The organism is Pantoea sp. 22096 (genome assembly GCF_052045955.1).
In the GTDB taxonomy this organism is placed as follows: domain Bacteria; phylum Pseudomonadota; class Gammaproteobacteria; order Enterobacterales; family Enterobacteriaceae; genus Pantoea; species Pantoea alfalfae.
Map to the genome: position 1 here is coordinate 172,369 of NZ_JBQEPW010000006.1, position 23,040 is coordinate 195,408.

The 23,040-nt window shown below is 59.8% G+C and carries 19 protein-coding genes; 4 read left to right on the forward strand and 15 right to left on the reverse strand.

Going from position 1 to position 23,040, the window contains the following annotated elements; translation table 11 throughout:
- The first annotated feature begins 111 nt into the window (after window positions 1–111).
- The gene (gene gorA, locus ACTJKZ_RS18085) at window positions 112–1,464 is read left to right on the forward strand and encodes a glutathione-disulfide reductase (RefSeq protein WP_161734104.1); all 1,353 of its coding nucleotides are present in this window, start codon (window positions 112–114) and stop codon (window positions 1,462–1,464) included.
- Between the two features lie 109 nt (window positions 1,465–1,573).
- Here the strand turns inward: gorA and ACTJKZ_RS18090 are convergent, their stop codons facing one another.
- The 4 genes from ACTJKZ_RS18090 to ACTJKZ_RS18105 form a co-directional block, all read right to left on the reverse strand.
- On the reverse strand, window positions 1,574–2,470 hold the full coding sequence (locus ACTJKZ_RS18090) for an alpha/beta hydrolase (protein ID WP_161734102.1): 897 nt from the start codon (window positions 2,468–2,470) through the stop codon (window positions 1,574–1,576).
- Window positions 2,471–2,638: 168 nt separating this feature from the next.
- Window positions 2,639–2,983: a hypothetical protein gene (locus ACTJKZ_RS18095; RefSeq protein ID WP_253420367.1), complete on the reverse strand. Its 345-nt coding sequence runs from the start codon at window positions 2,981–2,983 to the stop codon at window positions 2,639–2,641.
- A 22-nt stretch (window positions 2,984–3,005) separates the two neighbouring features.
- Window positions 3,006–4,352 carry a cation:proton antiporter gene (locus tag ACTJKZ_RS18100; protein ID WP_440829903.1) on the reverse strand — a complete coding sequence of 449 codons (1,347 nt, stop codon included), beginning with the start codon at window positions 4,350–4,352 and terminating at the stop codon, window positions 3,006–3,008.
- A 61-nt stretch (window positions 4,353–4,413) separates the two neighbouring features.
- Window positions 4,414–5,616 carry an MFS transporter gene (locus ACTJKZ_RS18105; protein ID WP_222924870.1) on the reverse strand — a complete coding sequence of 401 codons (1,203 nt, stop codon included), beginning with the start codon at window positions 5,614–5,616 and terminating at the stop codon, window positions 4,414–4,416.
- Window positions 5,617–5,709: 93 nt separating this feature from the next.
- On the opposite strand from ACTJKZ_RS18105, the gene ACTJKZ_RS18110 reads away from it, so the two are divergent.
- A complete protein-coding gene (locus ACTJKZ_RS18110) occupies window positions 5,710–6,675 on the forward strand; it encodes a LysR family transcriptional regulator (protein ID WP_440829904.1) in 966 nt (321 codons plus the stop codon).
- 34 nt (window positions 6,676–6,709) lie between these two features.
- Here ACTJKZ_RS18110 and ACTJKZ_RS18115 read toward each other — a convergent pair whose 3' ends face one another.
- The 9 genes from ACTJKZ_RS18115 to ACTJKZ_RS18155 form a co-directional block, all read right to left on the reverse strand.
- A complete protein-coding gene (locus ACTJKZ_RS18115; protein ID WP_010253431.1) occupies window positions 6,710–7,213 on the reverse strand; it encodes a TIGR00645 family protein in 504 nt (167 codons plus the stop codon).
- 54 nt (window positions 7,214–7,267) lie between these two features.
- Window positions 7,268–9,943 (reverse strand): two-component system sensor histidine kinase KdpD, encoded by a 2,676-nt coding sequence (gene kdpD, locus ACTJKZ_RS18120; RefSeq protein WP_253420373.1) that lies wholly within the window; start codon window positions 9,941–9,943, stop codon window positions 7,268–7,270.
- 16 nt (window positions 9,944–9,959) lie between these two features.
- On the reverse strand, window positions 9,960–10,526 hold the full coding sequence (kdpC, locus tag ACTJKZ_RS18125) for a potassium-transporting ATPase subunit KdpC (protein WP_253420376.1): 567 nt from the start codon (window positions 10,524–10,526) through the stop codon (window positions 9,960–9,962).
- Between the two features lie 10 nt (window positions 10,527–10,536).
- Window positions 10,537–12,585: a potassium-transporting ATPase subunit KdpB gene (kdpB, locus tag ACTJKZ_RS18130; protein ID WP_161734090.1), complete on the reverse strand. Its 2,049-nt coding sequence runs from the start codon at window positions 12,583–12,585 to the stop codon at window positions 10,537–10,539.
- Complete coding sequence (gene kdpA, locus ACTJKZ_RS18135) at window positions 12,582–14,270, reverse strand: potassium-transporting ATPase subunit KdpA (RefSeq protein WP_161734088.1); 1,689 nt, start codon at window positions 14,268–14,270, stop codon at window positions 12,582–12,584. The genes kdpB and kdpA overlap by 4 nt, the downstream gene beginning before the upstream one ends.
- On the reverse strand, window positions 14,270–14,359 hold the full coding sequence (kdpF, locus tag ACTJKZ_RS18140; RefSeq protein WP_010253443.1) for a K(+)-transporting ATPase subunit F: 90 nt from the start codon (window positions 14,357–14,359) through the stop codon (window positions 14,270–14,272). Before kdpF ends, kdpA begins: the two co-directional genes overlap by 1 nt.
- Window positions 14,360–14,467: 108 nt before the next feature.
- Window positions 14,468–15,634 (reverse strand): HD-GYP domain-containing protein, encoded by a 1,167-nt coding sequence (locus ACTJKZ_RS18145; RefSeq protein ID WP_161734086.1) that lies wholly within the window; start codon window positions 15,632–15,634, stop codon window positions 14,468–14,470.
- 157 nt (window positions 15,635–15,791) lie between these two features.
- Entirely contained in the window at window positions 15,792–16,748 is a 957-nt protein-coding gene (locus ACTJKZ_RS18150) for a 2-hydroxyacid dehydrogenase (RefSeq protein ID WP_440829905.1), read from the reverse strand.
- Entirely contained in the window at window positions 16,729–18,120 is a 1,392-nt protein-coding gene (locus ACTJKZ_RS18155) for an MFS transporter (RefSeq protein WP_260059441.1), read from the reverse strand. Before ACTJKZ_RS18155 ends, ACTJKZ_RS18150 begins: the two co-directional genes overlap by 20 nt.
- A gap of 419 nt (window positions 18,121–18,539) precedes the next feature.
- Here ACTJKZ_RS18155 and ACTJKZ_RS18160 point away from each other — a divergent pair, with 419 nt between their 5' ends.
- The gene (locus tag ACTJKZ_RS18160) at window positions 18,540–19,457 is read left to right on the forward strand and encodes a sugar ABC transporter substrate-binding protein (protein ID WP_440829906.1); all 918 of its coding nucleotides are present in this window, start codon (window positions 18,540–18,542) and stop codon (window positions 19,455–19,457) included.
- A gap of 35 nt (window positions 19,458–19,492) precedes the next feature.
- Here the strand turns inward: ACTJKZ_RS18160 and ACTJKZ_RS18165 are convergent, their stop codons facing one another.
- Window positions 19,493–19,993, reverse strand: coding sequence for a GNAT family N-acetyltransferase (locus ACTJKZ_RS18165; RefSeq protein WP_161734078.1), 501 nt, complete (start codon window positions 19,991–19,993; stop codon window positions 19,493–19,495).
- Between the two features lie 72 nt (window positions 19,994–20,065).
- Here ACTJKZ_RS18165 and ACTJKZ_RS18170 point away from each other — a divergent pair, with 72 nt between their 5' ends.
- Window positions 20,066–21,898, forward strand: a complete 1,833-nt coding sequence (locus ACTJKZ_RS18170) for an ABC transporter ATP-binding protein (protein WP_161734076.1) — start codon at window positions 20,066–20,068, stop codon at window positions 21,896–21,898.
- On the opposite strand, the gene ACTJKZ_RS18175 is transcribed toward ACTJKZ_RS18170, so the two are convergent.
- Window positions 21,895–23,019: a GNAT family N-acetyltransferase gene (locus ACTJKZ_RS18175; RefSeq protein ID WP_440829907.1), complete on the reverse strand. Its 1,125-nt coding sequence runs from the start codon at window positions 23,017–23,019 to the stop codon at window positions 21,895–21,897. The genes ACTJKZ_RS18170 and ACTJKZ_RS18175 overlap by 4 nt on opposite strands.
- Between the last annotated feature and the right edge of the window lie 21 nt (window positions 23,020–23,040).

Sequence of the window (23,040 nt, forward strand, 5' to 3'; positions counted from 1 at the left end):
GCGAGTGAAAAAACAGAACCCTATTACAATCATAGGCGCAAACTTTGCGTCATTTCGACCCGCAGCGTTACACTCAACCCCAATTTTTTATGCAACCGGATGGATACTTCAATGACCCGACATTTCGACTATCTCGCCATTGGCGGCGGCAGCGGCGGCATCGCCTCGATTAACCGTGCGGCTATGTATGGCCAGAAATGCGCCCTGATTGAAGCAAAAGAGCTGGGTGGCACCTGCGTGAACGTAGGTTGCGTGCCGAAAAAAATCATGTGGCACGCCGCGCAAATCGCCGAAGCTATCCATCTCTACGGGCCGGATTATGGCTTCGACACCACCGTCAATCGCTTCGACTGGGCCACGCTGGTCAAAAACCGCAGCGCCTATATCGATCGCATCCACAGCTCTTATGACAACGTGCTGGGTAAAAACAAAGTAGAAGTGATCAAAGGCTTTGCCCGCTTTGTCGATGCGCACAGCGTTGAGGTCAACGGCGAGATTATTACAGCTAACCACATTCTGATCGCCACTGGCGGTCGCCCGGTTCACCCTTCTATTCCGGGTGCGGAGTACGGCATCGATTCTGACGGCTTTTTCGAGCTGGACGCGCTGCCTAAACGCACCGCGGTTGTCGGCGCGGGCTACATCGCGGTCGAACTGGCGGGCGTGGTGAATGCGCTGGGATCGGAAACCCACCTGTTCGTGCGTAAACACGCGCCGCTGCGCAGCTTCGACCCGCTGCTCACCGAGACGCTGGTCGAAGTGATGAACACTGAAGGCCCGGCGCTGCACACCGAAGCCATTCCTAAGGCTGTGATCAAAAACAGCGATGGCAGCCTGACGCTGCAGCTGGAAAATGGCAGCGACTATACTGTGGATTGCCTTGTCTGGGCGATTGGCCGTGAGCCTGAAACGGACAACCTCAATATTCAGGCTGCGGGCGTGGCGCTGAACGATAAAGGCTATATCAGCGTCGATAAATTCCAGAACACCAATGTGTCAGGCGTCTACGCTGTGGGCGACAACACCGGTGCGGTTGAGCTGACGCCGGTTGCGGTGGCCGCGGGCCGTCGTCTCTCTGAGCGTCTGTTTAACAACAAGCCCGACGAGCATCTGGATTACAGCAACGTGCCGACCGTGGTGTTCAGCCATCCGCCGATTGGCACCGTAGGATTGACCGAGCCGCAGGCGCGCGAACAGTATGGTGATGACCAGGTGAAGGTCTATAAATCGTCGTTTACCGCGATGTACACCGCGGTCACCCAGCATCGTCAGCCGTGCCGCATGAAGCTGGTCTGTGTGGGTGCCGATGAGAAGATCGTCGGCATTCACGGCATCGGATTCGGTATGGATGAGATGCTGCAGGGCTTCGCCGTGGCGCTGAAAATGGGCGCGACCAAGAAAGACTTTGATAACACCGTGGCGATCCACCCGACCGCAGCGGAAGAGTTTGTGACGATGCGTTAACCCGCACCGGGCTTCGGAAACAAAACAGGCGACTTAAGGTCGCCTGTTTTTTTATACCGCATTCACATCCGCTTTCTGACTGTGCAGTGCAGAACCGCGTCAGTGCAGTTCAGCTTACGCGATCCAGCCAGCGTACATACGCCTGATCCCACAACGCCGCAGGCGTTCCCGCTTTACCAAGACCGAATCCATGTCCGCCTTTGCTGATCTGAATCAGCTCAACCGGCACGCGGTTACGGCGACAGGTGTCGCGCATCAGTTCGGTGTTAAACGGATTGGAGGTGTGATCGTCCTCGGCCTGCGCCAGAAACGTCGGCGGATATTGCCGGGTCACGAAGTTCTGCACTGACCAGTTCGCCTCATCCTGCGGCGTGGCATTTTTGCCGACCATCATCAGATGCGTGTTGGTGTGCTGATAAGGCGCTTCCAGGGTGATGACCGGATAGATCAGGCCGACGCTATCGACTTTCGGCACCACTTCATCCAGCGGATCGATGGCCGGATAAGATTCAAAGTCTGGCCGCGCCGCCGCCAGCCCCAGCAGATGTCCGCCTGCCGAGAAGCCCAGCACATGCACCTTACGCTCAAAAGAGCGCACCAGCCGGATGGCGCGCTGCGCATCCTGCAAGGGGGCCAGCCGTCCCGCCTGCCACTTCTCATGCGGTAATCGGTAGCTGAGCACATAAGCGGTATAGCCACTGGCGTTCAGCCAGCGCGCCACCGGCCAGGCTTCACGTCCCATGCCGATCCAGCGATAACCGCCGCCAGCGGCGATTAATACCGCTTCGCCATTGGGATTTTCCGGTTTAAAGCGCTGAATCGCCGGGCTGACGATATTTGACCAGGAACCGCTGCTGTTAATATGCAACTGGCCGGATGGGCCGCCGCCGCCGGGCGGATCGTCCGGCCAGAGGGGAATAATGTCATCACGGGCAAATAATTTGCCGGTGGTCATGGAGAGCCCGAGCGCTCCCGTGCCGAGAATAAAGCGTCGACGCGTAATCATAATGCCTGTTGTGTGATGCCAGAGTAATGAGCAAGCCATTGCGGCAGGCTACCGAAGAATGAACAGATGCAAGTCTGGTGCCATGGATGGCGATTATGTACGCAATGGCCCCTGAAAAGCCATAAAAAAACGCGCCCGTCAGGCGCGTTATTATCTTATCCGGCGGGCTTAATCTTCCTGCTGGAATTGTGCCATCACGGCCTGTTCACACTGCTGTTCGTTGACGCGCAGTTTGGCCCGCTCATCGTCGCCAAGTTGCAGCCAGGCACTGGCCACTTCACGCGCAGACTCTTCATCAAATTCCGGCTGATTCATCGCCGATGGTGACTGGCCGCCCGCCACGGTCGATTTCATTTTCTCGACATAGTGATCCGCCGTGGCGACTTTTTTCTCACCGCTGACAATGTGGCACAACTGGCTGGCATAGACATTCTGTTCAGTATCAGCGTCATCCGCTGCCAGCGCGCTGCCGGAGGCAAGGAGGCTTAGCAGCACTATCTGAGTCACTTTCATTTTTAACTCCTGTTCGTTCGGGTTAAACCTTGCGCTGAAGGGCTTCGAGGCGCTTCTGACGCCAGTTCAGCAGCGGCGTCACCGTGGTGCCGTGAACCACCACGCTGCAGACCACCAGCGTTAACGCTATATTCGTCATAATTTCCATCTGCGGGCCTTGCATACCGTGCGTCCAGGCATAGGCGATGTAGTTCAGGCTACCAATCCCCCGGATGCCCAGCCAGCCGATCAGCAGGCGCTGCCCCAGCGGCAGTCCGGCGCGCAGCGTCACCAGCCAGACGGCCAGCGGTCGTACTACGGCAAACAGCACCAGGCCAATCAGCACGCCGTAGATGTTCCAGTGCTGCGCCAGTGTGACGCCCAGCACCACCATCATGCCAGCCGCCAGTAAACGTTCAATAGTATCGCCAAAAGAGAGCGCGTCGCCTACTACAAACCCAATCGACTTCACCATATTGTTGTTGCCCTGATGCGCCAGGCGTATGTTGGGATTCACCAGCGCCTCAGAGGGCAACACGCGCTCATCGTCAGAGAGATCGTCCGGCTGATGGCGACGGAACACGCCCAGCTCGGCGCGGCGTAATCCCAGTCCTGCGGCAAAGGCGGCCAGGAAACCGGAGGCGCCCAGCCCTTCTACCAGTGAATAACTGAGGGCTATCAGCGCCAGCGCCAGAAAATCATTGGGTGCGACGTCGCCATTGGCATTGCGCAGTCGGGTCGCCAGCAGGCCGATCAACTGCCCTAGCACATAACCAATAGTCAAACCGCCGCCAATCGCCCAGAGCACCTCGACCGCCCCCCAGTGGGCCAGCATCGCACCATTCAGGCTCTCGCCATTGAACAGCAGCAGCGCCAGTATCAGCAGCGGCAGCGCGGAGCCATCGTTCATGCCCGCTTCGCTGGAGATCGCCACGCGCAGCGAATCATCATCCTGCGCATCGTTGACCGAGATTAAGCTCGCCAGCACCGGATCGGTCGGCGCCACTATCGCACCAAATGCCAGCGCAATCGGCCAGTCTAATTCCACCAGGAAATGCGCCAGCAGGGTCATCGCGGCGACGGTGAACAGCATGGCAGGAAACGCCAGTTTCAGCCCGGTTTGCCAGCAGTTATTCTGCAGTGGCAGACGCAGCTTAAGTCCGGTGATAAACAGCGAGGCCGCCATGGTGATTTCGGTGATATGGGCCACCGCTTCGGAATGGGTCACGATATCGACGTGGATGAGGTCAAATCCCCAGGGGCCGCAGAGAATGCCCGCAATCAGAAACAGACCAAATGAGGTAACTGGCCCCCGGTGAATCCAACCGGCAGCCAGCGACATCAGCAGCAAGAGGCCGCCCGTCGCTGCTGTCCAGGCTAAAAAGTTCATAACACTCCAGAATATTTCGGGTTTATGAATAAGCCTGGCACATTTTTTGACGGGCGCGATGTCAGTTTTTCAGGTGACGACTGGCGAAGCGAACCGCCAGCGCGGCGGCACCGGCCAGGGTGGCGAGCGCAACCACGCCATTCCAGCCCCAGTGCGCCAGCGCCAGACTCCCCACTGCCGCACCGGTAGCCATACCGATAAACACCACGGTAAACAGCAGCGCATTCAGGCGGCTGCGCGCTTCGGGTGCCAGGCCATAGACCAGTGTCTGATGCGCCACCAGCGTGGCCTGCACCCCTAAATCAAAGCCGATGGTGCAGAGGACAATCAGCGCCAGCTGCGCGGGCATGGGCAGCAGCGGCAGCAGAAACATCAGTGCAAAAGAGATCGTCACCAGCGCGGCACCGGCCTGCGTAACCCTTGCCGGACCAATGCGGTCAGCGAAACTGCCCGCCAGCGGGGCTGCCATGGCACCTGCTGCACCGGCTAAACCAAAGGCACCGGCCACCGCACTGTCCAGATGAAAGCGGTCGCTGAGCATTAACGCCAGCGTTGACCAGAAGGCGCTGAAGGCGACAGAAAGCAGACCCTGAGCCAGCGCAGCCCGGCGCAGCGTCTGATGGTGACGCCACAGATGCACCAGCGACAGCAACAGGCGCGGATAGCTCACCGAAGAGCCCGGCGCGAAGCGCGGCAACACCCGCCACAGCGTCAGCGTAATCAGCAGCACCGCCAGGGCGGCGATCATATACATGGTGCGCCAGCCGAAATACTCTGCCACCACCCCGCTGACCACCCGCGACAGTAGGATGCCCACCAGCAGCCCGGTCATCACCGTGCCGACTGTTTTACCCCGGCTGCGTTCCGGCGCCAGCGCCGCCGACGCGGGCACAATGTCCTGCGCCACGGTGGCGGTCAGCCCGGTGATAAAACTGGCAACCAGCAGCGCGCTGAGTCCGCCGGAAAAACCACACAGCAACAGCGCCGCGACCAGCAGTAAACCTTTGATAAAGATAATGGTGCGACGATCATGACGATCGCCCAGCGGGGCCAGCAGCAGAATACCCAGCGCATAGCCCGCCTGGGTCAGCATCGGCACCATGCCGACTGCGCCGATACCCGCATTAAACTGCTTACTGATGATATCCAGCATCGGCTGGCTATAGTAAATCGATGCGACGCTGAGCCCGGCTCCGGCGGCCAGGGTAAACACCAGCGGTGTGGAGAGCGATTCATTTTGCGTCTGAGTCTGTATGGCTGACATGCTGTAATCCTCATCATTTCGTCACATCATTAAAGCGCATCACGGTTATACGCGGTAGACTGACATCAGGCAAAACCGTTATGCGTGGTACGTATGAACAACCCTAACAGCAGCGATCGCATCGACCTGATGCAGACGTTTATCCGTATTGTCGAGAGCGGCAGCTTGTCCGCCGCCGCGGCCCAGCTCGGCACGACACAGCCTACCGTCAGCCGTCGCTTGCAGACCCTGGAGCAGCGGCTGGGCCTCAAGCTGATCCTGCGCACCACCCATGCGCTGAAGCTCACCGATGATGGCGAACGCTGCTACGCCCAGGCACGGCAGCTGCTGGCGACCTGGCATGCGCTGGAAGATGAGCTGACCGGTGCCAGCGATGACCCGGTCGGTACGCTGCGGGTTCGTGCGCCGCACGCCTTTGGTCAGGATCAGCTGATCGCGCCGCTGGTGGACTATCTGCACCGCTATCCCCGTCTCAATATCGAGTGGATGCTGAATGACCGCACGCCCGACTTTATGGCGGAGAACGTGGACTGCGCCATTCAGGTCGGTGCGCCCACCGATCCCTCGGTCGTGGCGATTCTGTTAGCCGAAGTGCCACGCATTGTGGTGGCGGCCCCGCACCTGCTGGCGCAGCATCCGTCGATTGAGCAGGTGGAACAGCTGCGCGGACTGCCTTGGCTGGCGCTGACCAGCTTTTACCGTAATGAAGTGGCGTTGCAGAAGATTGACGACGGCCAGCCGGTGAACCTGGCGATTACGCCCCGGCTGAGCAGCGACAGTTTATATGCGGTGCGCAAAGCGGCGCTGGCCGGGATGGGCGCGGCGATTGTCTCCTCGTGGGCGGTACAGGACGATTTAGCGGATGGCAGTCTGGTTCAGCTGATGCCCGCCTGGCAGGCCCCGCCGCTGCCGGTATGGCTGACCTATCCCTGGGCGAGTTACTACCCGGCCAGGCTGCAACACTTTTTTGCCATGATCAAAGAGGTGATGCCGCAGCTGGCGGGCACACGTCCGGCCTCACAGGCGGGTCGTTCAGGGGGAGCAGAGCGGAAAGGGTAAAGCAGGCGCCCGCCTCAGCGGGCCGCCAGAGAGGTTACTTCGGTTTTTTATCGCTGCGCGACATCTGATCCAGCCAGCCCATCACAAAGGCGGAGAGCACAAAGGTCAGGTGGATAATCACGTACCACATCAGCTTGTCGTTTTCGACGTTGCGCGCTTCCATAAACACCCGCAGCAGGTGGATCGAGGAGATGGCGACAATGGAGGCGGCGACTTTGTTTTTCAGCGAGCCGGAGTCCATCTTGCCCAGCCAGCTCAGCTTCTCTTTATCTTCGTCGATATCGAGCTTGGAGATGAAGTTCTCATAACCCGACAGCATCACCATCACCAGCAGGCCGCCAACCAGCGTCATATCCACCAGCGACAGCAGCAGCAGGATCAGATCGTTTTCCGCAATGCTGAAAATGTTGGGCAGCAGGTGGAAAATTTCCTGGAAAAATTTAATGGTCAGCGCCAGTAATCCCAGCGAAAGTCCAATGTAAACCGGGGCCAGCAACCAGCGCGATGCATACATCAGGTTTTCGGTAAAACGTTCCATACAATCCCACGAATAATCAAACAGGTCCGGGAGTATAACCGATCAACTGTGAAGTTATTTCAGCCCTTCGTCAGAAATTTCAGGGACCGGCGGCAGTGGCAGCGAGAGACGAAATGCCGCGCCCCCTTCGGGTCGGTTTTCGGCCCAGATCTGACCGCCGTGGCTCTCGATAATGGTTTTACAGATTGCCAGACCCAGCCCGACGCCCGGCACCGCCGACTCTTTGTCGCCCCGCCAGAATTTATCGAATATCCGGCTTAAGTCGTCTTCGGCAATGCCCGGTCCGCTATCCCAGACCGCAATCTCCAGTCGTGATGCGGCACGCCAGGCGCGAATGCCGCGTGGTGCGCTGTTACCGGCATACTTCAGGCTGTTCTCAATCAGGTTAGTGAAAACGCGTTCCAGCAGCGTACTATCGCCTTTGATCAGCACGATATCGTCCGGCAGATCGAGCTGAACCTCATGCCCTTTCAGCGACGGTGCCATGCTGCTCAGCGCCCCGCCGATCACCTCTTCCAGCGCCAGCCACTCCTCACGCAGGTTGAGGCCACCCGACTGAATGCGCGCCATATCCAGCATATTGCTCACCAGCCGGATAGTGCTCAGCGTCTGCTCGCGGATCTGGCTGGCCTGCGGCACATATTTTGAGTTGTCGCTGGCCAGATCGAGCATCAGCATTTCCGCCTGACCAAACAGCACGGTCAGCGGGGTGCGCAGGTCGTGCGACAGCGCCGACAGCAGCGCATTGCGCAGCTGTTCCCGCTCTGCCGAGAGACGGGAGGCTGCCTCGCTGTGCGACAGCGCCATCCGCTCCAGCGCATTGGCAATCAGTACCGTAAAGGTTTCCACCAGCCGCTGCTGTTCGGGGATCATCAACTGACGCAGATTCTGCGGCTCCACCACCAGCAAACCACGGCAGTGCGCGCCACTTTTCAGCGGCAGGATCTGATAGGGCACCGCCGGTAAGGTATCGGTGCCCGCACCCGCAGGCTGGCCTTTGCTGTAACTCCATTTCGCAATCGCACGATCCGGCTCACTGGCCGGTAACGCCTCGCCCACCGGTTGCAGCTCGCCCTGCTCATCCGGCAGCAGCAGCAGGCAGCGCGCCTGTAACGTGGCATCCAGCACACGCTGGCTGGTGGCGGCAATATCCTGCGGCGTCAGCGCGCTGCCCAGCGATTTCGCCATCTCATAGAGCTGGCGCGCCCGCTGTTCGCGGTAGCGCGCCACCCGCGCCTGATAGCGCACCCCGGCCGTGAGATTGCCGACAATGACGCCCACCGCCAGCATCACGCCAAAGGTCACCAGATATTGCAGATCGGAGACCGCCACCGTGCCGGTGGGGGCCACAAAGAAGAGGTCAAAGGCGATGATGTTCATCACCGTAGCGATCACCGACGGCCAGCGGCCATAGCGCAGCGCCACGATCACGACCGCCAGCAGGTAGATCATCACACAGTTGGCGGGATCGAAATTGATCAGCACAGACTGTCCGGCTGCGGTGACGACGATGCAGAGCACCAGCGCCATCATCACGCCACGCAGCTGAATGCGCCATTTTTCACTGGTGACGCGGCCATCCGGCAGCGGATGCGGCGCATCCTTCAGCGGCTCATCCAGTGCGACGACCAGCAGGTCGAGATCGGGGCCAAGCTGACCCAGACGTTCGGCAAAACTGTCACGCCGCCAGCGCCGCTGCGGGCGACGGCCAGTGACGATTTTACCCAGGTTGTGTTCGCGGGCGTAGCCCAGCACCGCTTCCGCTTCATCCGGTTCCGAGAGCGTGGCGGTTTCTGCGCCCAGCTCCTGCGCCAGCTGTAAGGTACGCAGAATCGCCCGTCGCCGCGCTTCCGGCAGCCGGTTAAGCCGCGGCGTTTCGACATAGACCGCGTGCCATTCACTGCCGAGCCGTGCTGCCAGCCGGGCGGCGGTGCGCACCAGCTTTTCACTGCCGCTGTCGTCACCAATACAGAGCAGAATGGCATCGCGGGTGTGCCAGACGCGCTCCCGTCCCTGCTGATCGCGCCAGGCGCGCATCTGGTCATCCACCCGATCGGCGGTGCGACGCAGGGCCAGCTCACGCAGGGCGAACAGGTTACCTTTGCGGAAAAAGTTTTCGATGGCGCGTTCTGCGCGGTCACCAATGTAGACTTTGCCCTCTTTCAGCCGCTGCCGCAGATCGTCGGGCGGCAGATCGACCAGCACCACTTCATTGGCGCTGTCGAAAAAGGGATCAGGCACGGTTTCGCGCACCTGAATGCCGGTGACGCCGCCGACCACATCATTGAGGCTCTCAAGATGCTGCACGTTGACGGTGGTGAGCACGTCGATGCCCGCTTCCAGCAGCTCCTCGATATCCTGCCAGCGCTTGGGATGGCGTGAGCCCTGCACGTTGGTGTGCGCCAGCTCATCCATCAGGATCACCGCCGGATGGCGGGCCAGCGCAGCATCAAGATCAAACTCCGCATGACGCGAGCGGCCGGTTGCGCGCCGCGGCAGCAGGGTTAAGCCTGTCAGCAGCTGCGCGGTTTCCGGCCGGTCGTGGGTCTCTACCACGCCGATCAGCACATCCAGACCCTGCGCACGCAGCCGCTGTGCCTCCTGCAGCATGGCGTAGGTTTTGCCCACGCCCGCACAGGCACCAAAGTAAATCTTCAGCTGTCCGCGATGACTCTCGCGGTTAGCCTGCAGCAGCGCGTCGGGATCGGGACGCTGGGGTTCGTGGTTCATCGCTTCCTTTACACCATTACAGTTCGTTGAGCGCTATATTCAGCTGCAACACATTGAGGGTCGGTGTGCCGAGGAAGGGCAGCAGCGGACGATGCGTCATCTTTTCAATCAGCGCCTCGACCTGTGCCACCGGCACCTTGCGGCTGGCAGCGACACGCGGAGCCTGCCACAGTGCAGCCTGAGGCGAAATATCCGGGTCCAGCCCGCTGGCGGAAGCAGTCACCAGCTCAACCGGCACGGCGGCCGCTGCCTGGGGATTGGCGGCCCGCAGTACAGCGATGCGGTCGGCCACCGCTTTGTCCAGCGCCGGGTTGCTGGCGGCCAGATTACTGCCGCCCGAGGCCAGCGGGTTATAGGCTTTATCACTGGTGGCTGAAGGACGCCCCCAGAAATAGCCGGGCTGGGTAAAGTTCTGCCCAATCAGCGCAGATCCGTGCGCCACGCCCTCCTCCTCCAGCAGCGAGCCATTGGCCTGGGCCGGAAAAAGCCACTGCGCCAGCCCGGTGGTGAGGAAAGGATAAACCACGCCGGTCACAAGCGTAAGCAACAACAACAGTAAAATTGCCGGACGTAACTGACTCATTTTTTTCTCCTCAGGCCATGCCTGAAAGCACTAACAGCAGATCGATCGCTTTGATGCCGACAAACGGCACCAGCAGGCCACCCAGACCGTAAATCAGCAGGTTGCGGCGCAGCAGCGCAGCAGCACTCAGCGGGCGGTAGCTGACGCCTTTCAGGGCCAGCGGGATCAGGAAGATAATCACCAGGGCGTTAAAGATCACCGCCGACAGAATCGCGCTGGCGGGCGAGTGCAGCTGCATCACGTTCAGCATGTTGAGCTGCGGATAGGTGGCCGCAAACGCCGCCGGAATGATGGCGAAATATTTCGCCACGTCGTTGGCGATACTGAAGGTGGTCAGGGAACCGCGCGTCATCAGCATCTGTTTACCGATGTGCACCACTTCCAGCAGCTTGGTCGGGTTCGAGTCGAGATCGACCATGTTGCCCGCCTCTTTCGCCGCCTGCGTACCGGAGTTCATCGCCACCGCCACATCCGCCTGCGCCAGGGCAGGCGCATCGTTGGTGCCGTCGCCGGTCATCGCCACTAACCGTCCTTCTGCCTGATACTGGCGGATCAGCGCCAGTTTGGCTTCCGGCGTCGCCTCTGACAGGAAGTCATCCACGCCCGCTTCCGCCGCAATGGCCGCGGCGGTCAGCGGGTTATCGCCGGTGATCATCACCGTTTTAATGCCCATTTTGCGCAGTTCGGCAAAGCGTTCTTTGATGCCGCCCTTCACGATATCTTTCAGCGCCACCACGCCCAGCACGTTCGCGCCCTCTGACACCACCAGTGGCGTGCCGCCACTGCGTGCCACCTCTTCCACCTGCGCATTGACCTCGGCAGGGAAACGGCCATGGTTCGCTTCAATATGACGACGTACCGCATCGACCGCACCCTTGCGGATCAACCGGTCCTGCACGTTTACGCCACTCATGCGGGTCTGGGCTGAGAACGGAATAAAGCTGGCGCCCATGCTGCTGAGATCGCGTTCACGCAGATTAAAGCGCTGCTTCGCAAGCACCACGATGCTGCGCCCTTCAGGTGTCTCATCGGCCAGCGAGGCGAGCTGCGCGGCGTCGGCCAGTTGCTCTTCGCTGACGCCCGGCGCGGGCAGGAACTGGGTCGCCTGACGGTTACCCAGCGTGATGGTGCCGGTTTTGTCCAGCATCAGCACATCCACATCGCCTGCGGCTTCCACCGCACGTCCGCTGGTCGCAATGACGTTCGCACCCAGCATACGGCTCATCCCCGCCACCCCAATCGCCGACAACAGCCCGCCGATAGTGGTGGGGATCAGACAGACCAGCAGCGCCACCAGTACGGTGATGCTGACCGGCTTGCCGCCCCAGGCCGAGAACGGCCAGAGCGTGACGGTCGCCAGCAGGAACACGATAGTCAGCGACACCAGCAGGATGGTCAGGGCAATCTCATTCGGGGTTTTGCGACGTTTCGCACCTTCCACCATGGCGATCATCCGGTCAAGGAAGGTTTCACCCGGGTTGGCGCTACAGGTAATGACCAGCCAGTCAGAGAGAATACGCGTACCGCCCGTGACGGAGGCGAAGTCACCGCCTGACTCACGGATCACCGGTGCAGATTCACCGGTAATGGCGCTCTCATCCACGGAGGCACCACCCTCTATCACTTCACCGTCGCAGGGAATAATGTCGCCCGCTTCGACCAGCACCGCGTCGCCTTTGCGCAGCGCATCGGCACTGACCTGCTGCCACTCCGCGCCATAACGCGCCGCTGACAGTTTTTTGGCAAAGCTGGTCTTTTTCACTCCTTTCAGGCTGCTCGCCTGGGCTTTACTGCGCCCTTCAGCCAGCGCCTCCGCCAGGTTGGCGAACAGCACGGTGAACCAGAGCCAGAGCGCAATCGCGCCGGTAAAACTGGCGCTGCCGCTGATGCGGCCAGACAGCATGGCCAGCGCCAGTAGCGTAGTCAGCACGCTGCCGAGCCAGACCACAAACATCACCGGGTTACGGAACTGTACCCGGGGATCGAGCTTTTTCACCGCATCCCAGGCCGAGGTACGCAGCAGCGCTGCGTCAAATAATGCCTGTTGTTGACGACTCATGAGGATTGTCCCTGAACAAGTTGCAGATGCTCAGCCACCGGGCCCAGCGCCAGAGCAGGAATAAAGGTCAGTGCACCCACCAGCAGCACCGTGCCAATCAGCAGTCCGATAAACAGCGGACCGTGGGTTGGCAGCGTGCCGTTACCCACCGGCTGCACTTTTTTCACCGCCATCGCACCGGCAATCGCCATCACCGGAATGATGATGCCGAAGCGGCCCAGCAGCATGCAGACCGCCAGTAACAGGTTCCAGAACGGCGTGTTAGCACTCAGCCCGGCGAAGGCGCTGCCGTTGTTGTTGGCCGCCGAGGAGACGGCGTAGAGCACTTCGCTGAAGCCATGAATGCCGGGGTTCGCCATTGCACTGCGGCCAGCGTCGGTCATCATCGCCAGCGCGGTGCCGATCAGCACCAGCGCCGGGGTGACCAGAATCGCCAGCGCGGTCATCTTCATCTCCCAGACGTCGATTTTTTTGCCCAGGAATTCCGGGGTACGACCGATCATCAGCCCGGCGATAAACACCGCCAGCAGCACAAACAGCAGCATGCCGTAGAGACCGGCACCGACGCCGCCAAACACCACTTCGCCCAGCTGCATCAGCCACATCGGCACCATGCCACCCAGCGCAGTAAAGGAGTCGTGCATGGCATTCACCGCACCGCAGGAGGCCGCGGTGGTAATGACCGCGAACAGGCTGCTGTTAAGAATGCCAAAGCGCGTCTCTTTGCCTTCCATGTTGACGGCGCTGTCGGCCCCCAGCTGGAGGAAATGCGGGTTACCCTGCAGTTCGGCCCACATGACGACCGATACCGCCGCGACAAACATCAGCGTCATCGCCCACAGCAGCATGTGGCCCTGACGACGATCGCGTACGCTTTCGCCAAACGCGAAGCAGAGCGCCGCCGGGATCAGAAAGATGCTCAGCATCTGCACCAGGTTGGTCAGCACCGTCGGGTTTTCAAATGGATGGGAGGAGTTGGCGTTAAAGAAGCCGCCACCGTTGGTGCCCAGCATTTTGATCGCTTCCTGCGACGCCACCGGTCCCATCGACAGCGTCTGCTGCACGCCTTCCAGCGTGGTGAAGCTGTGATAAGGTGCGAAGTTCTGGATGCTGCCCTGACTGACAAAGAACAGCGCCACCAGCAGGCTGATCGGCAGTAAGACATAGAGCGTGATGCGCGTCAGGTCGCGCCAGGCGTTACCCAGGGTCGCAGCGCTGCGATTAGCGAAGCCACGGATCAGCGCAAATGCCACGGCGATCCCGGTTGCGGCAGAGAGAAAATTCTGCACCGTCAGGCCCACCATCTGACTGAAATAGCTCAGGGTGCTTTCGCCGCTGTAGGACTGCCAGTTGGTGTTGGTGACGAAGCTCACGGCGGTGTTCAGCGCCAGATGCCAGCTCAGGCCAGGCAGCTGCTGCGGATTCAGCGGCAGCGCGCCCTGCATCAGCAATATTGCCAGCAGCACCACGAAACCCAGCGCATTAAACAGCAGAATCGCCAGCAGGTAGTGCGGCCAGCGCATCTCCGATTGCTGCGCGCCCAGCAGTCGCCACAGCGGCGCTTCCAGCCGGGCAAACACCGGCTTGTCGGCCACTAACGCGGCCAGGCCCCGGCCAAGCGGCTGCGCCAGCACCATCAGCAGCACCAGATAAAATGCGATGAGTAAAAAAGCATTGGCCGCCATCAGAAAGCCTCCGCATTTAACAGGGCATAGATCAGATAGCCCAGTAACAACACCACCAGCACAATGCCGGTTATTACGCCCACGCTCACAGGAACCTCCAGAGGATTGGATTTATGGCGTAGCTTGCGCGGAGGCGTATAAAGAAGGGGTTAAAATGCAGCGGGCGGGCGTAAAAATAGTGTAAAAATGGCGAAAAATCAGGCGACTTCCAGCGCCCAGATACGATTGAGATCGACGTTACCCCATAGTGCACTGTCCTCTGCGCCCACAATACTGTCGGTGCAGAAACTGTCGCCGAGGTCGAGCTCCTCCGGTTTCACTTCGCGCTGGGCGTGCAGCGACCAGAAGACATGCACACAGGGGCGCATCAGCGATTTTTCGCCTGCCTTTACCACCAGCGCCACCCGGCCGGAAGCCAGACGCACCAGCGAACCTACCGGATAGATGCCGATGGTTCGCACGAAGGTGTGCAGCAGGCCCGGATCGAAATGGCCGCGCCAGCTCAGCATCTGGTGCATCGCCTCTGCCGGTGTCCAGCCGTTGCGATAGGAGCGGGTTGAGGTGACAGCATCGTAGACATCACACACCGCTGCCATCCGGGCGTAGAACGAAATCGCTTCCCCTTTCAGACGGTGCGGGTAGCCACTGCCATCATATTTTTCATGATGATGCAGGGCGATATCGAGCAAATCGTCATCGGCGTCGGCTTCAATCAGCATCTGCGTGCCCACCACCGGATGCTCGCGCATCACCCTGAACTCCTCTTCCGTCAGCTTGCCCGCTTTGTTCAGGATCGCCAGCGGCACAGCGGCTTTGCCGACATCATGCAGTAAACCGCCCATGCCCACCCGACGCAGCTGCTGCTCATCCAGCCCGAGTTTTTTACCCAGTGCAATCATCAGCCCGCAGACCGCCATGGAGTGCAGATAGGTGTAGTCATCATGATTTTTCAGCCGCGCCACGCTGAGCATCGCTGAGGGTTCACGCGTGATCGAGCCGGCGATGTCATCCACCAGATCCATCATATAATCAAGCTTCAGGCCGTTACCCAGCCGCGCTTCGTTGAACATCGCCAGTACTTTCGGTTTGCCCTGCTGAAAGATCAGCTGTGCCTGGTCCAGTTCCTGAAAAAATGGGGTACGCCCAATGGTTCTTTTCGCGATCGAGGTGGCGATCGGCGCCTGCACAGATCGATCGAGGTCGATCCAGAGCTGGCGGATCCCTTCACTGCGTAACGTGGCGATTTGTCGTGGATCGGTGATCAGCATCTGATTATGAATGCGCTCGTCCTTTATCCACCAGACCTCCAGCTTGTGGATAAACATCCCAGGGCGCAGTTCATCAATGGTAATCAGCTTTATCACGCTATCACTCCTTACGATCAGCGGGTGGTAAGGTGATATCGGCAGCTGGACAAATATTCTTCAGGCTGTTTTGTGCGGAGGCGGCGCGCGGGCGAGTGGTCAGAGGAGAAGCGTCCTGTCTCACGCTCTGCCCATCATGGTTAAGTCATTGTTGTCGTTAGACTACGCGGGTCAGCACCGGCTCGCCACGGGCAAACGCCAGCATGTTCTCAAACACCAGGCCGGCCATCGCCGCCATGGTTTCGCGGGTGCTGCTGGCGATATGTGGCGTAATCACCACATTGTCGCGCTGGCGCAGGGCGTCAGGGACATGCGGCTCCTGTTCAAACACATCCAGTCCGGCACCGGCGATCTGCCCGGTTTCCAGCGCCGCCACCAGCGCCTGCTGATCCACCACGCTGCCGCGCGCGATGTTAATCAGATAACCCTGCGGGCCCAGCGCCTGCAGCACGTCTGCGTTAATGATATGGCGCGTTGCGGCACCGCCTGGCAGCGTGAGCACCAGAAAATCGGCCTGCTGCGCCAGCGCCACCAGGCTCTCATGCCGGGTATAGGGCACGTCAGGACGTGAACGCGGGTTGTAGTAGTGAATCTGCATACCAAACGCCTGCGCGCGCCTGGCTACCGCCTGGCCGATATTGCCCAGCCCGACGATACCGCACACCTTGCCGCCGATTTTGCTGCTCAGCGGAAAGCGGCCCTGCGTCCAGTGCCCGGCGCGTGTGAAGCGATCGGCCTCACTGATGCGGCGCGCCACATCCAGCAGCAGCGCCATGCCCAGATCCGCGACGCAATCATTGAGCACCTCCGGCGTGTTGGTCACCACAATGCCGCGCGATCGGGCGGCTTCCGTATCAATGCTGTCATACCCGACGCCGTTACTGCAGATCGCTTTGAGGTTGGGCAATGCCGCGATCAGCGCGGCCGGAGCACCCATTACCGCGTTGCCGCTGGTGACCAGTATGTCGATGGCAGCACCCTGTTCAGCCAGAAAAGCGCTCTCATCGTCCGCCTCCCACAGCCGGAACGCGGTGAACGTCTTTTCAATGTTCTCTATCAGCTGCGGCGGCAGGAATTTCCCTCTGATCAGCACCTTACATTGCTTTAATGCCATCTTCTTTCTCCTGATTGTTATAGGATGCCGGGCGTTCGGTCTCTTCGCCCACGCGTTCAATCGGTCCCATCACCAGCAGGAACAGCAGCGCCGCAACCACGCAGTGTGCCGCCACAAACGCCAGCCCGATGCTGTAGCTGCCGGTCAGCCCGACGATGATGCCGAACAGCAGCGGCGTGGTGAAACCGGCAATGTTGCCAATGCCGTTAAAAATGGCACCCGCCAGACCTACTGCCTCTTTCGGTGCGGTGTCGCTGATCACTGTCCAGGTGCCTGCGCCCGCCGCGATGCCTTTGCCGAAAAAGGCGAAGGACATAATGGCGATGATGCCGCCGTTACCGGGAATAATCGCCGCCAGCACCAGGCTCGACGCCATCAGCATGCCGACGATATAGGGGGTTTTACGCGCCCAGGAGACGCTCCAGCCCCGGGCGATTAATTTATCTGACAGGTAACCGCCGCTGATCCCGCCGAGAAAACCAAACAGCGCCGGAGCAACAGTGGCGAAGCCCGCCTCCATAATGTTCATGCCGCGCGCCTGCACCAGATAGATCGGGAACCAGGTAATGAAGAAGTAGCTGAGCGCGATGATGCAGTACTGGCCAAGATAGGCGCACCAGAGCATGCGATTAGTGAGCAGCTTTCTGAACATCGCTTTGCTGACCGGTGGTCGGGCCTTCAGGGTCTGCGCCGCGTCGATATCCACCATCGCGCCGCCATTAATGATGTGGCGCAGTTCACTTTCCGACACGCCGGGATGGTTGCGCGGCTCGCGCATCCAGGCTGCCCAGACAAACACCGCCAGCAGGCCGATGCCGCCCAGCACAAAGAACGGCCACTCCCAGCCGAAGCGCGACACCAGCCAGCCTGACAGCGGTGAGAAGATGGCGACGGCAAAATATTGCGCCGAACTGAACAGCGATGATGCCCGGCCCCGCTCAGCGCCAGGGAACCACATAATCACCACGCGCGCATTGGCGGGAAAGCTGGGTGCCTCAATGAGTCCCAGCATAAAGCGCAGACCAAACATCAGCATCAGCGCGCCGGTCATCCCGCTGGAGAACTCACCCACAAATCCCATCGCCAGCGTCGAGACCGACCAGAGCGCCAGCGTGACGCCATACACTTTTTTGGCTCCGAAGCGGTCAAGGAACAGTCCGCCGGGGATCTGACCGATGACATAGGCCCAGCTGAAGGCAGAGAGGATCAGTCCCAGCTGGATCGCTGACAGGCCGAACTCCTCTTTGATCGCCGATCCGGAGATCGAGAGGATCGAACGGTCGGCATAAGCCACGACCGACAGAAACAGGATCAGGCAGAGGATCCCGATGCGGACATGGGTGGTCCGTTGAGGCGTTACATCTTTAGGCATGAGCTGAATTCCTTAAAAAGCGGCAGGTTGTGCCACAAGGTTTTTTTCAGGAATAACGCTGAGATTTCCCGCTTCTGGAAATATAGATAGGAGGCTAACTAAGGGTCATTGTGCGGATGTTGAGATCGACGGGTCCGATTCAGCGATTTTCTGGCAACCGCCACAACCGCCCGTGCGGCGCTGCACAAAAGCGCAAAAAGCTGCGGCGCTTTGCCGCAGAGTGTGCACCCGATCGGGGTTTTAACCGGCGCTGACAGCTATGACGCGACGAATTTTCAGCAAAGTGTGGCGACGCCAGCAAGAGTGAAAAAGGCGGCTTGTCAAACCTGACGGCAATTTCTAAGCTGCAGATGATCCTCTTTATCCATTTTTATAATAAATGAAATATCCATTCCAAACAGCAACCTCTGGAGTCCGCAATGAAAACACGCGCATGGGCATTACTCTGTCTGCTCTCTCTTTCTACGTCGGCGCTGGCAGAGAAGATTGGCGTCTCGATGGCTTATTTCGACCAGAACTTCCTGACCATTATTCGCCAGTCGATTGAAAAAGAGGCGAAAGCGCGTCAGCTGGATGCGCAGTTCGAAGATGCGCGCGGCGACGTCGGTCGTCAGACCGATCAGGTGCAGAGCTTTATCAGCGCCGGGGTGGACGCGATTATCGTCGATCCTGTCGACTCCGCCAGCACCCCTGCCCTGACCAGGCTGGCGCAGCAGGCTCACATTCCGCTGGTCTACGTTAACCGCACACCGGGCGATAAAACCCTGCCGCCAGGCGTGGTATTTGTCGGCTCTGACGAACGCGAGTCGGGTACGTTGCAGATGGAAGCGCTGGCGAAGCAGGCGGGTTATCGTGGCAAGGTCGCCATTATCATCGGTAACCTCAGCGATGCGGGTGCGCTGCAGCGTACCAAAGATGTGGAGCAGGTGGTGGCAAAGTATCCCGACATGAAAGTGGTGCTGAAGCAGACCGCCAACTATTCGCGTAATGAGGGCATGGATTTAATGCTCAACTGGCTGTCGAACGGCGAAGAGATCGATATTGTCGCCGCCAACAATGACGAAATGGCGATTGGCGCGACAATGGCGATTGCGCAGGCGAAGCCGAAGAAGACCATTCTGGTGGGCGGCATTGATGCCACGCCGGATGGCCTGAAAGCCCTGGCAAGCGGCAAACTGGCCGTCACCGTGTTCCAGGATGCCGTGGGTCAGGGCAAAAAATCGGTCGAGGTGGCGCAGCAGATGATCAAAGGGGAAAAAGTCGATTCCCACCAGTGGATTCCGTTTGAACTGGTAACGCAGCAGAACATGCAGCACTACAGCAATAAAAATCCGTAATGAAAAGCGGAGCGGCAGCGCTGCCGCTCCGGTTATCACTTCTCGTGCAGCAGCTTCGCCATCATCACCACATCGCGCAGCTGACCGTCGCGCAGGGCGGCCTGGCGCATCACCCCTTCACGCTCAAAGCCCAGCCGCTCATAGAGCCGCAACGCCCGTTCATTGTCGTGAAACACCTCCAGCGCCATACGCGTAATCCCCAGCCAGTTGCGGGAATAGTCGAGCGCGGTGCGGATCAGGCGCTCACCGACGCCGCGACCGGCGTAATCGGGATGCACGCCCAGCCCAAAGCTGATGCAGTGGCGGGTGCGCGGCTTGTTATCCACAAACAGCGTCAGCTCACCGGCCAGCACGCCCTCGATCTCCGCGACAAAGGCGATAAACCCCTCGGCATCCATTCTGGCGATTTTTTTCTCCCAGGTGGCGACGCTGGGAAACGGTAGCTGCAGCGTCCAGGGATAGACATCGGGATGACTGTAGAGTCGCTGATAGGCGGCGGCATCCTGCGGTTCCCGTGCCCGAATAATGATTTCCATATTTTCTCCTTTTAGCCGAACGGGGTTCATGCACTAAGCTGTAGCTCTTTACCGGACGGAAAGAGTATCGCTATGTTGTATCGCCGTTTTGAGCGTTTTATCAATATATTTCATGACGCGCCCACCGACTCGCCCCCCTCAACGGTCTGGTCGTTTTACCTCTATTATCTGCGGCAGGTCTGGCCGAGTTTCGCGGCACTGCTGGTAGTGGGACTGGCGTCAGCCCTGATTGAAGTGTCGCTGTTCAGCTATCTGAGCCGCATTATCGACATGGTCAATCACTCCACGCCCGCAAGCCTGTTTCGGGATAACTGGCCGATACTGCTGTGGATGGTGGCGGTGGCGCTGATCCTGCGGCCGATTTTTATCGCCCTGCACGACATGCTGGTGCATCAGAGCATCAGCCCGAGCATGACCAGCATGATCCGCTGGCAGAATCACAACTACGTGCTGCGCCAGAGCCTCAATTTCTTCCAGAACGATTTCGCGGGTCGCATCGCCCAGCGCATTATGCTGACCGGCAGTTCTCTGCGCGATTCCGCGGTGCAGTTGGTGGATGCCATCTGGCACGTACTGATCTACGCGGTAACCTCGCTGGTGCTGTTTGCCGGTGCCGACTGGCGGCTGATGATCCCGCTGATTATCTGGATGGTGGCCTACAGCGCCTCGCTGCGTTTCTTTGTGCCGCGCGTCAAAGCACGTTCGGTGGTCTCCTCGGAAGCACGCTCAAAGCTGATGGGCACCATTGTTGACGGCTACACCAACATCGCCACCATCAAGCTGTTCGCCCACAGCGATCTGGAACGGCAGTATGCGCGTGAGGCGATTCAGGAGCAGACCGAAAAAACCCAGAACGCCGGCCGCATGGTCACCAGCATGGATCTGACCCTGTCGGCGCTGAATGGCCTGCTGATTGTCTCGACCTCCGGGCTGGCGCTGTGGTTATGGAGCCAGTCGCTGATTAGCGTCGGGGCGATTGCGCTGGCGACAGGTCTGGTCATCCGCCTGGTGAATATGTCCGGCTGGATCATGTGGGTGGTCAACGGCATCTTCGAAAATATTGGTACGGTACAGGATGGCCTGAAAACCATCGCGCAGCCGCTGAGCGTGCAGGATGCGCCGCAGGCGAAGCAGCTTAAGGTGACGCGCGGCAACATCCGTTTTGAGGATGTGCGCTTCGATTATGGCGGTGGCCGTCAGGTGATTAACGGCTTTAACCTCGACATCAAACCTGGCGAGAAGATTGGGCTGATTGGTCCCTCGGGCGCCGGTAAATCGACGCTGGTGAACCTGCTGCTGCGCCTCTATGACCTGAACGCGGGGCGGATTGTGATCGACGATCAGGATATCGCCGCCGTGACGCAGGAGAGCCTGCGCAGCCAGATTGGCATGATCACCCAGGACACCTCGCTGCTGCACCGCTCAATCCGTGAAAACCTGCTCTATGGTCGTCCCGACGCCAGCGAAGAGGAGCTGCAGCTTGCGATTCACCGCGCCCGCGCCGATGAGTTTATCCCGCTGCTCTCTGACTCACTGGGCCGCACCGGGCTGGACGCGCATGTGGGCGAGCGCGGCGTGAAACTGTCGGGCGGTCAGCGTCAGCGTGTGGCGATAGCCCGCGTGCTGCTGAAGGATGCGCCGATTCTGATCATGGATGAGGCCACCTCGGCGCTCGACTCTGAAGTGGAAGCGGCGATTCAGGAGAGCCTGGAGTCACTGATGCAGGGTAAAACCGTTATCGCCATCGCGCACCGCCTGTCGACCATCGCGAAGATGGATCGGCTGGTGGTGCTGGATAAAGGCGGCATTGCCGAGATGGGCAGCCATCACGAGCTGCTGGCGCAAAACGGTCTCTATGCCCGGCTCTGGCAGCATCAGACCGGGGGTTTTGTCGGCGTCGATTAATCGCCGCGTCGATAGGGTAAGGCGTCGCGTGCTTCTTCCGCCCAGCCGCGCACGCCTTCCCGCTCCTGCACCAGAAAATCTGCCACGGCATCGCGCAGGCCCGGATGCAGCAGATAGTGCCAGGAGTGGGTAATCTGCGGCTCAAAGCCGCGCACCAGTTTGTGCTCGCCCTGCGCGCCTGCATCAAACCGCGTCAGCCCTTCATCAATCGCTAAATCCATCCCCTGATAGAAACAGGTTTCGAAGTGCAGCCGGTCAAACTCCGCCAGACAACCCCAGTAGCGGCCATAGAGCGTGTTGCTGTCACGCAGATAAAAGGCCATCGCCGCCGGTTGCTGCTGTAAGCGGGCGATCACCACCACAATATTCTGCGGCATCCGCTCCGCCAGCAGGCTGAAGAAGTTGCGCGTCAGGTAGGGCCGCTGGCCGCGCACCGCGTAGGTGTTGGCGTAACAGGTATAGACAAAATCCCACTGATCTTCGCGCAGCTGGTAGCCCAGGTAGCGGTCAAACTCAAAGCCGCTTTGCGCCACCTGCTCACGCTCTTTACGCAGCTGCTTGCGCTTGCGCGACATCAGCGTATCCAGGAAATCCTGAAAATCGCGGTAGCCACGGTTATGCCAGTGATACTGACAGCCGAGCCGGGAGAGCCAGTCGGGCTGATCGGCCAGCAGCTGGTTAGCCTGCGCATCGGTAAAGTTGATGTGTGCACCGCTTAAGCCGTGCTGCAACAGGCTCTCCGGCAGAGCCGACAGCAGCTGCGTCGCAGCGGATGTGTCACCCAGCAGGCGCGCGCCGCTGACCGGGCTGAAGGGAATCGCCCCCAGCCATTTCGGGTAATAGCGGATCCCGGCGCGCTGGCTGGCATCCGCCCAGGCGTGATCAAAGACATACTCGCCCTGTGAATGATATTTCTGGTAGCCCGGCAGCGCGGCGCGGGTCACGCCCTTTTCCCGCCACAGCATGTGATCAGGCTGCCAGCCCGCCTCAAACCGCACGCTGCCACTCTCTTCTAAAGTGAGCAGAAAAGCGTGGCGCAAAAACGGCTGGTCATCAGGCAACAGCGCATCCCACTCGGCGGCCGGGATCGCCGCCAGTGACGTCAGGTGAATCAGCGACATGAATTACTCCAGAGAACGTCG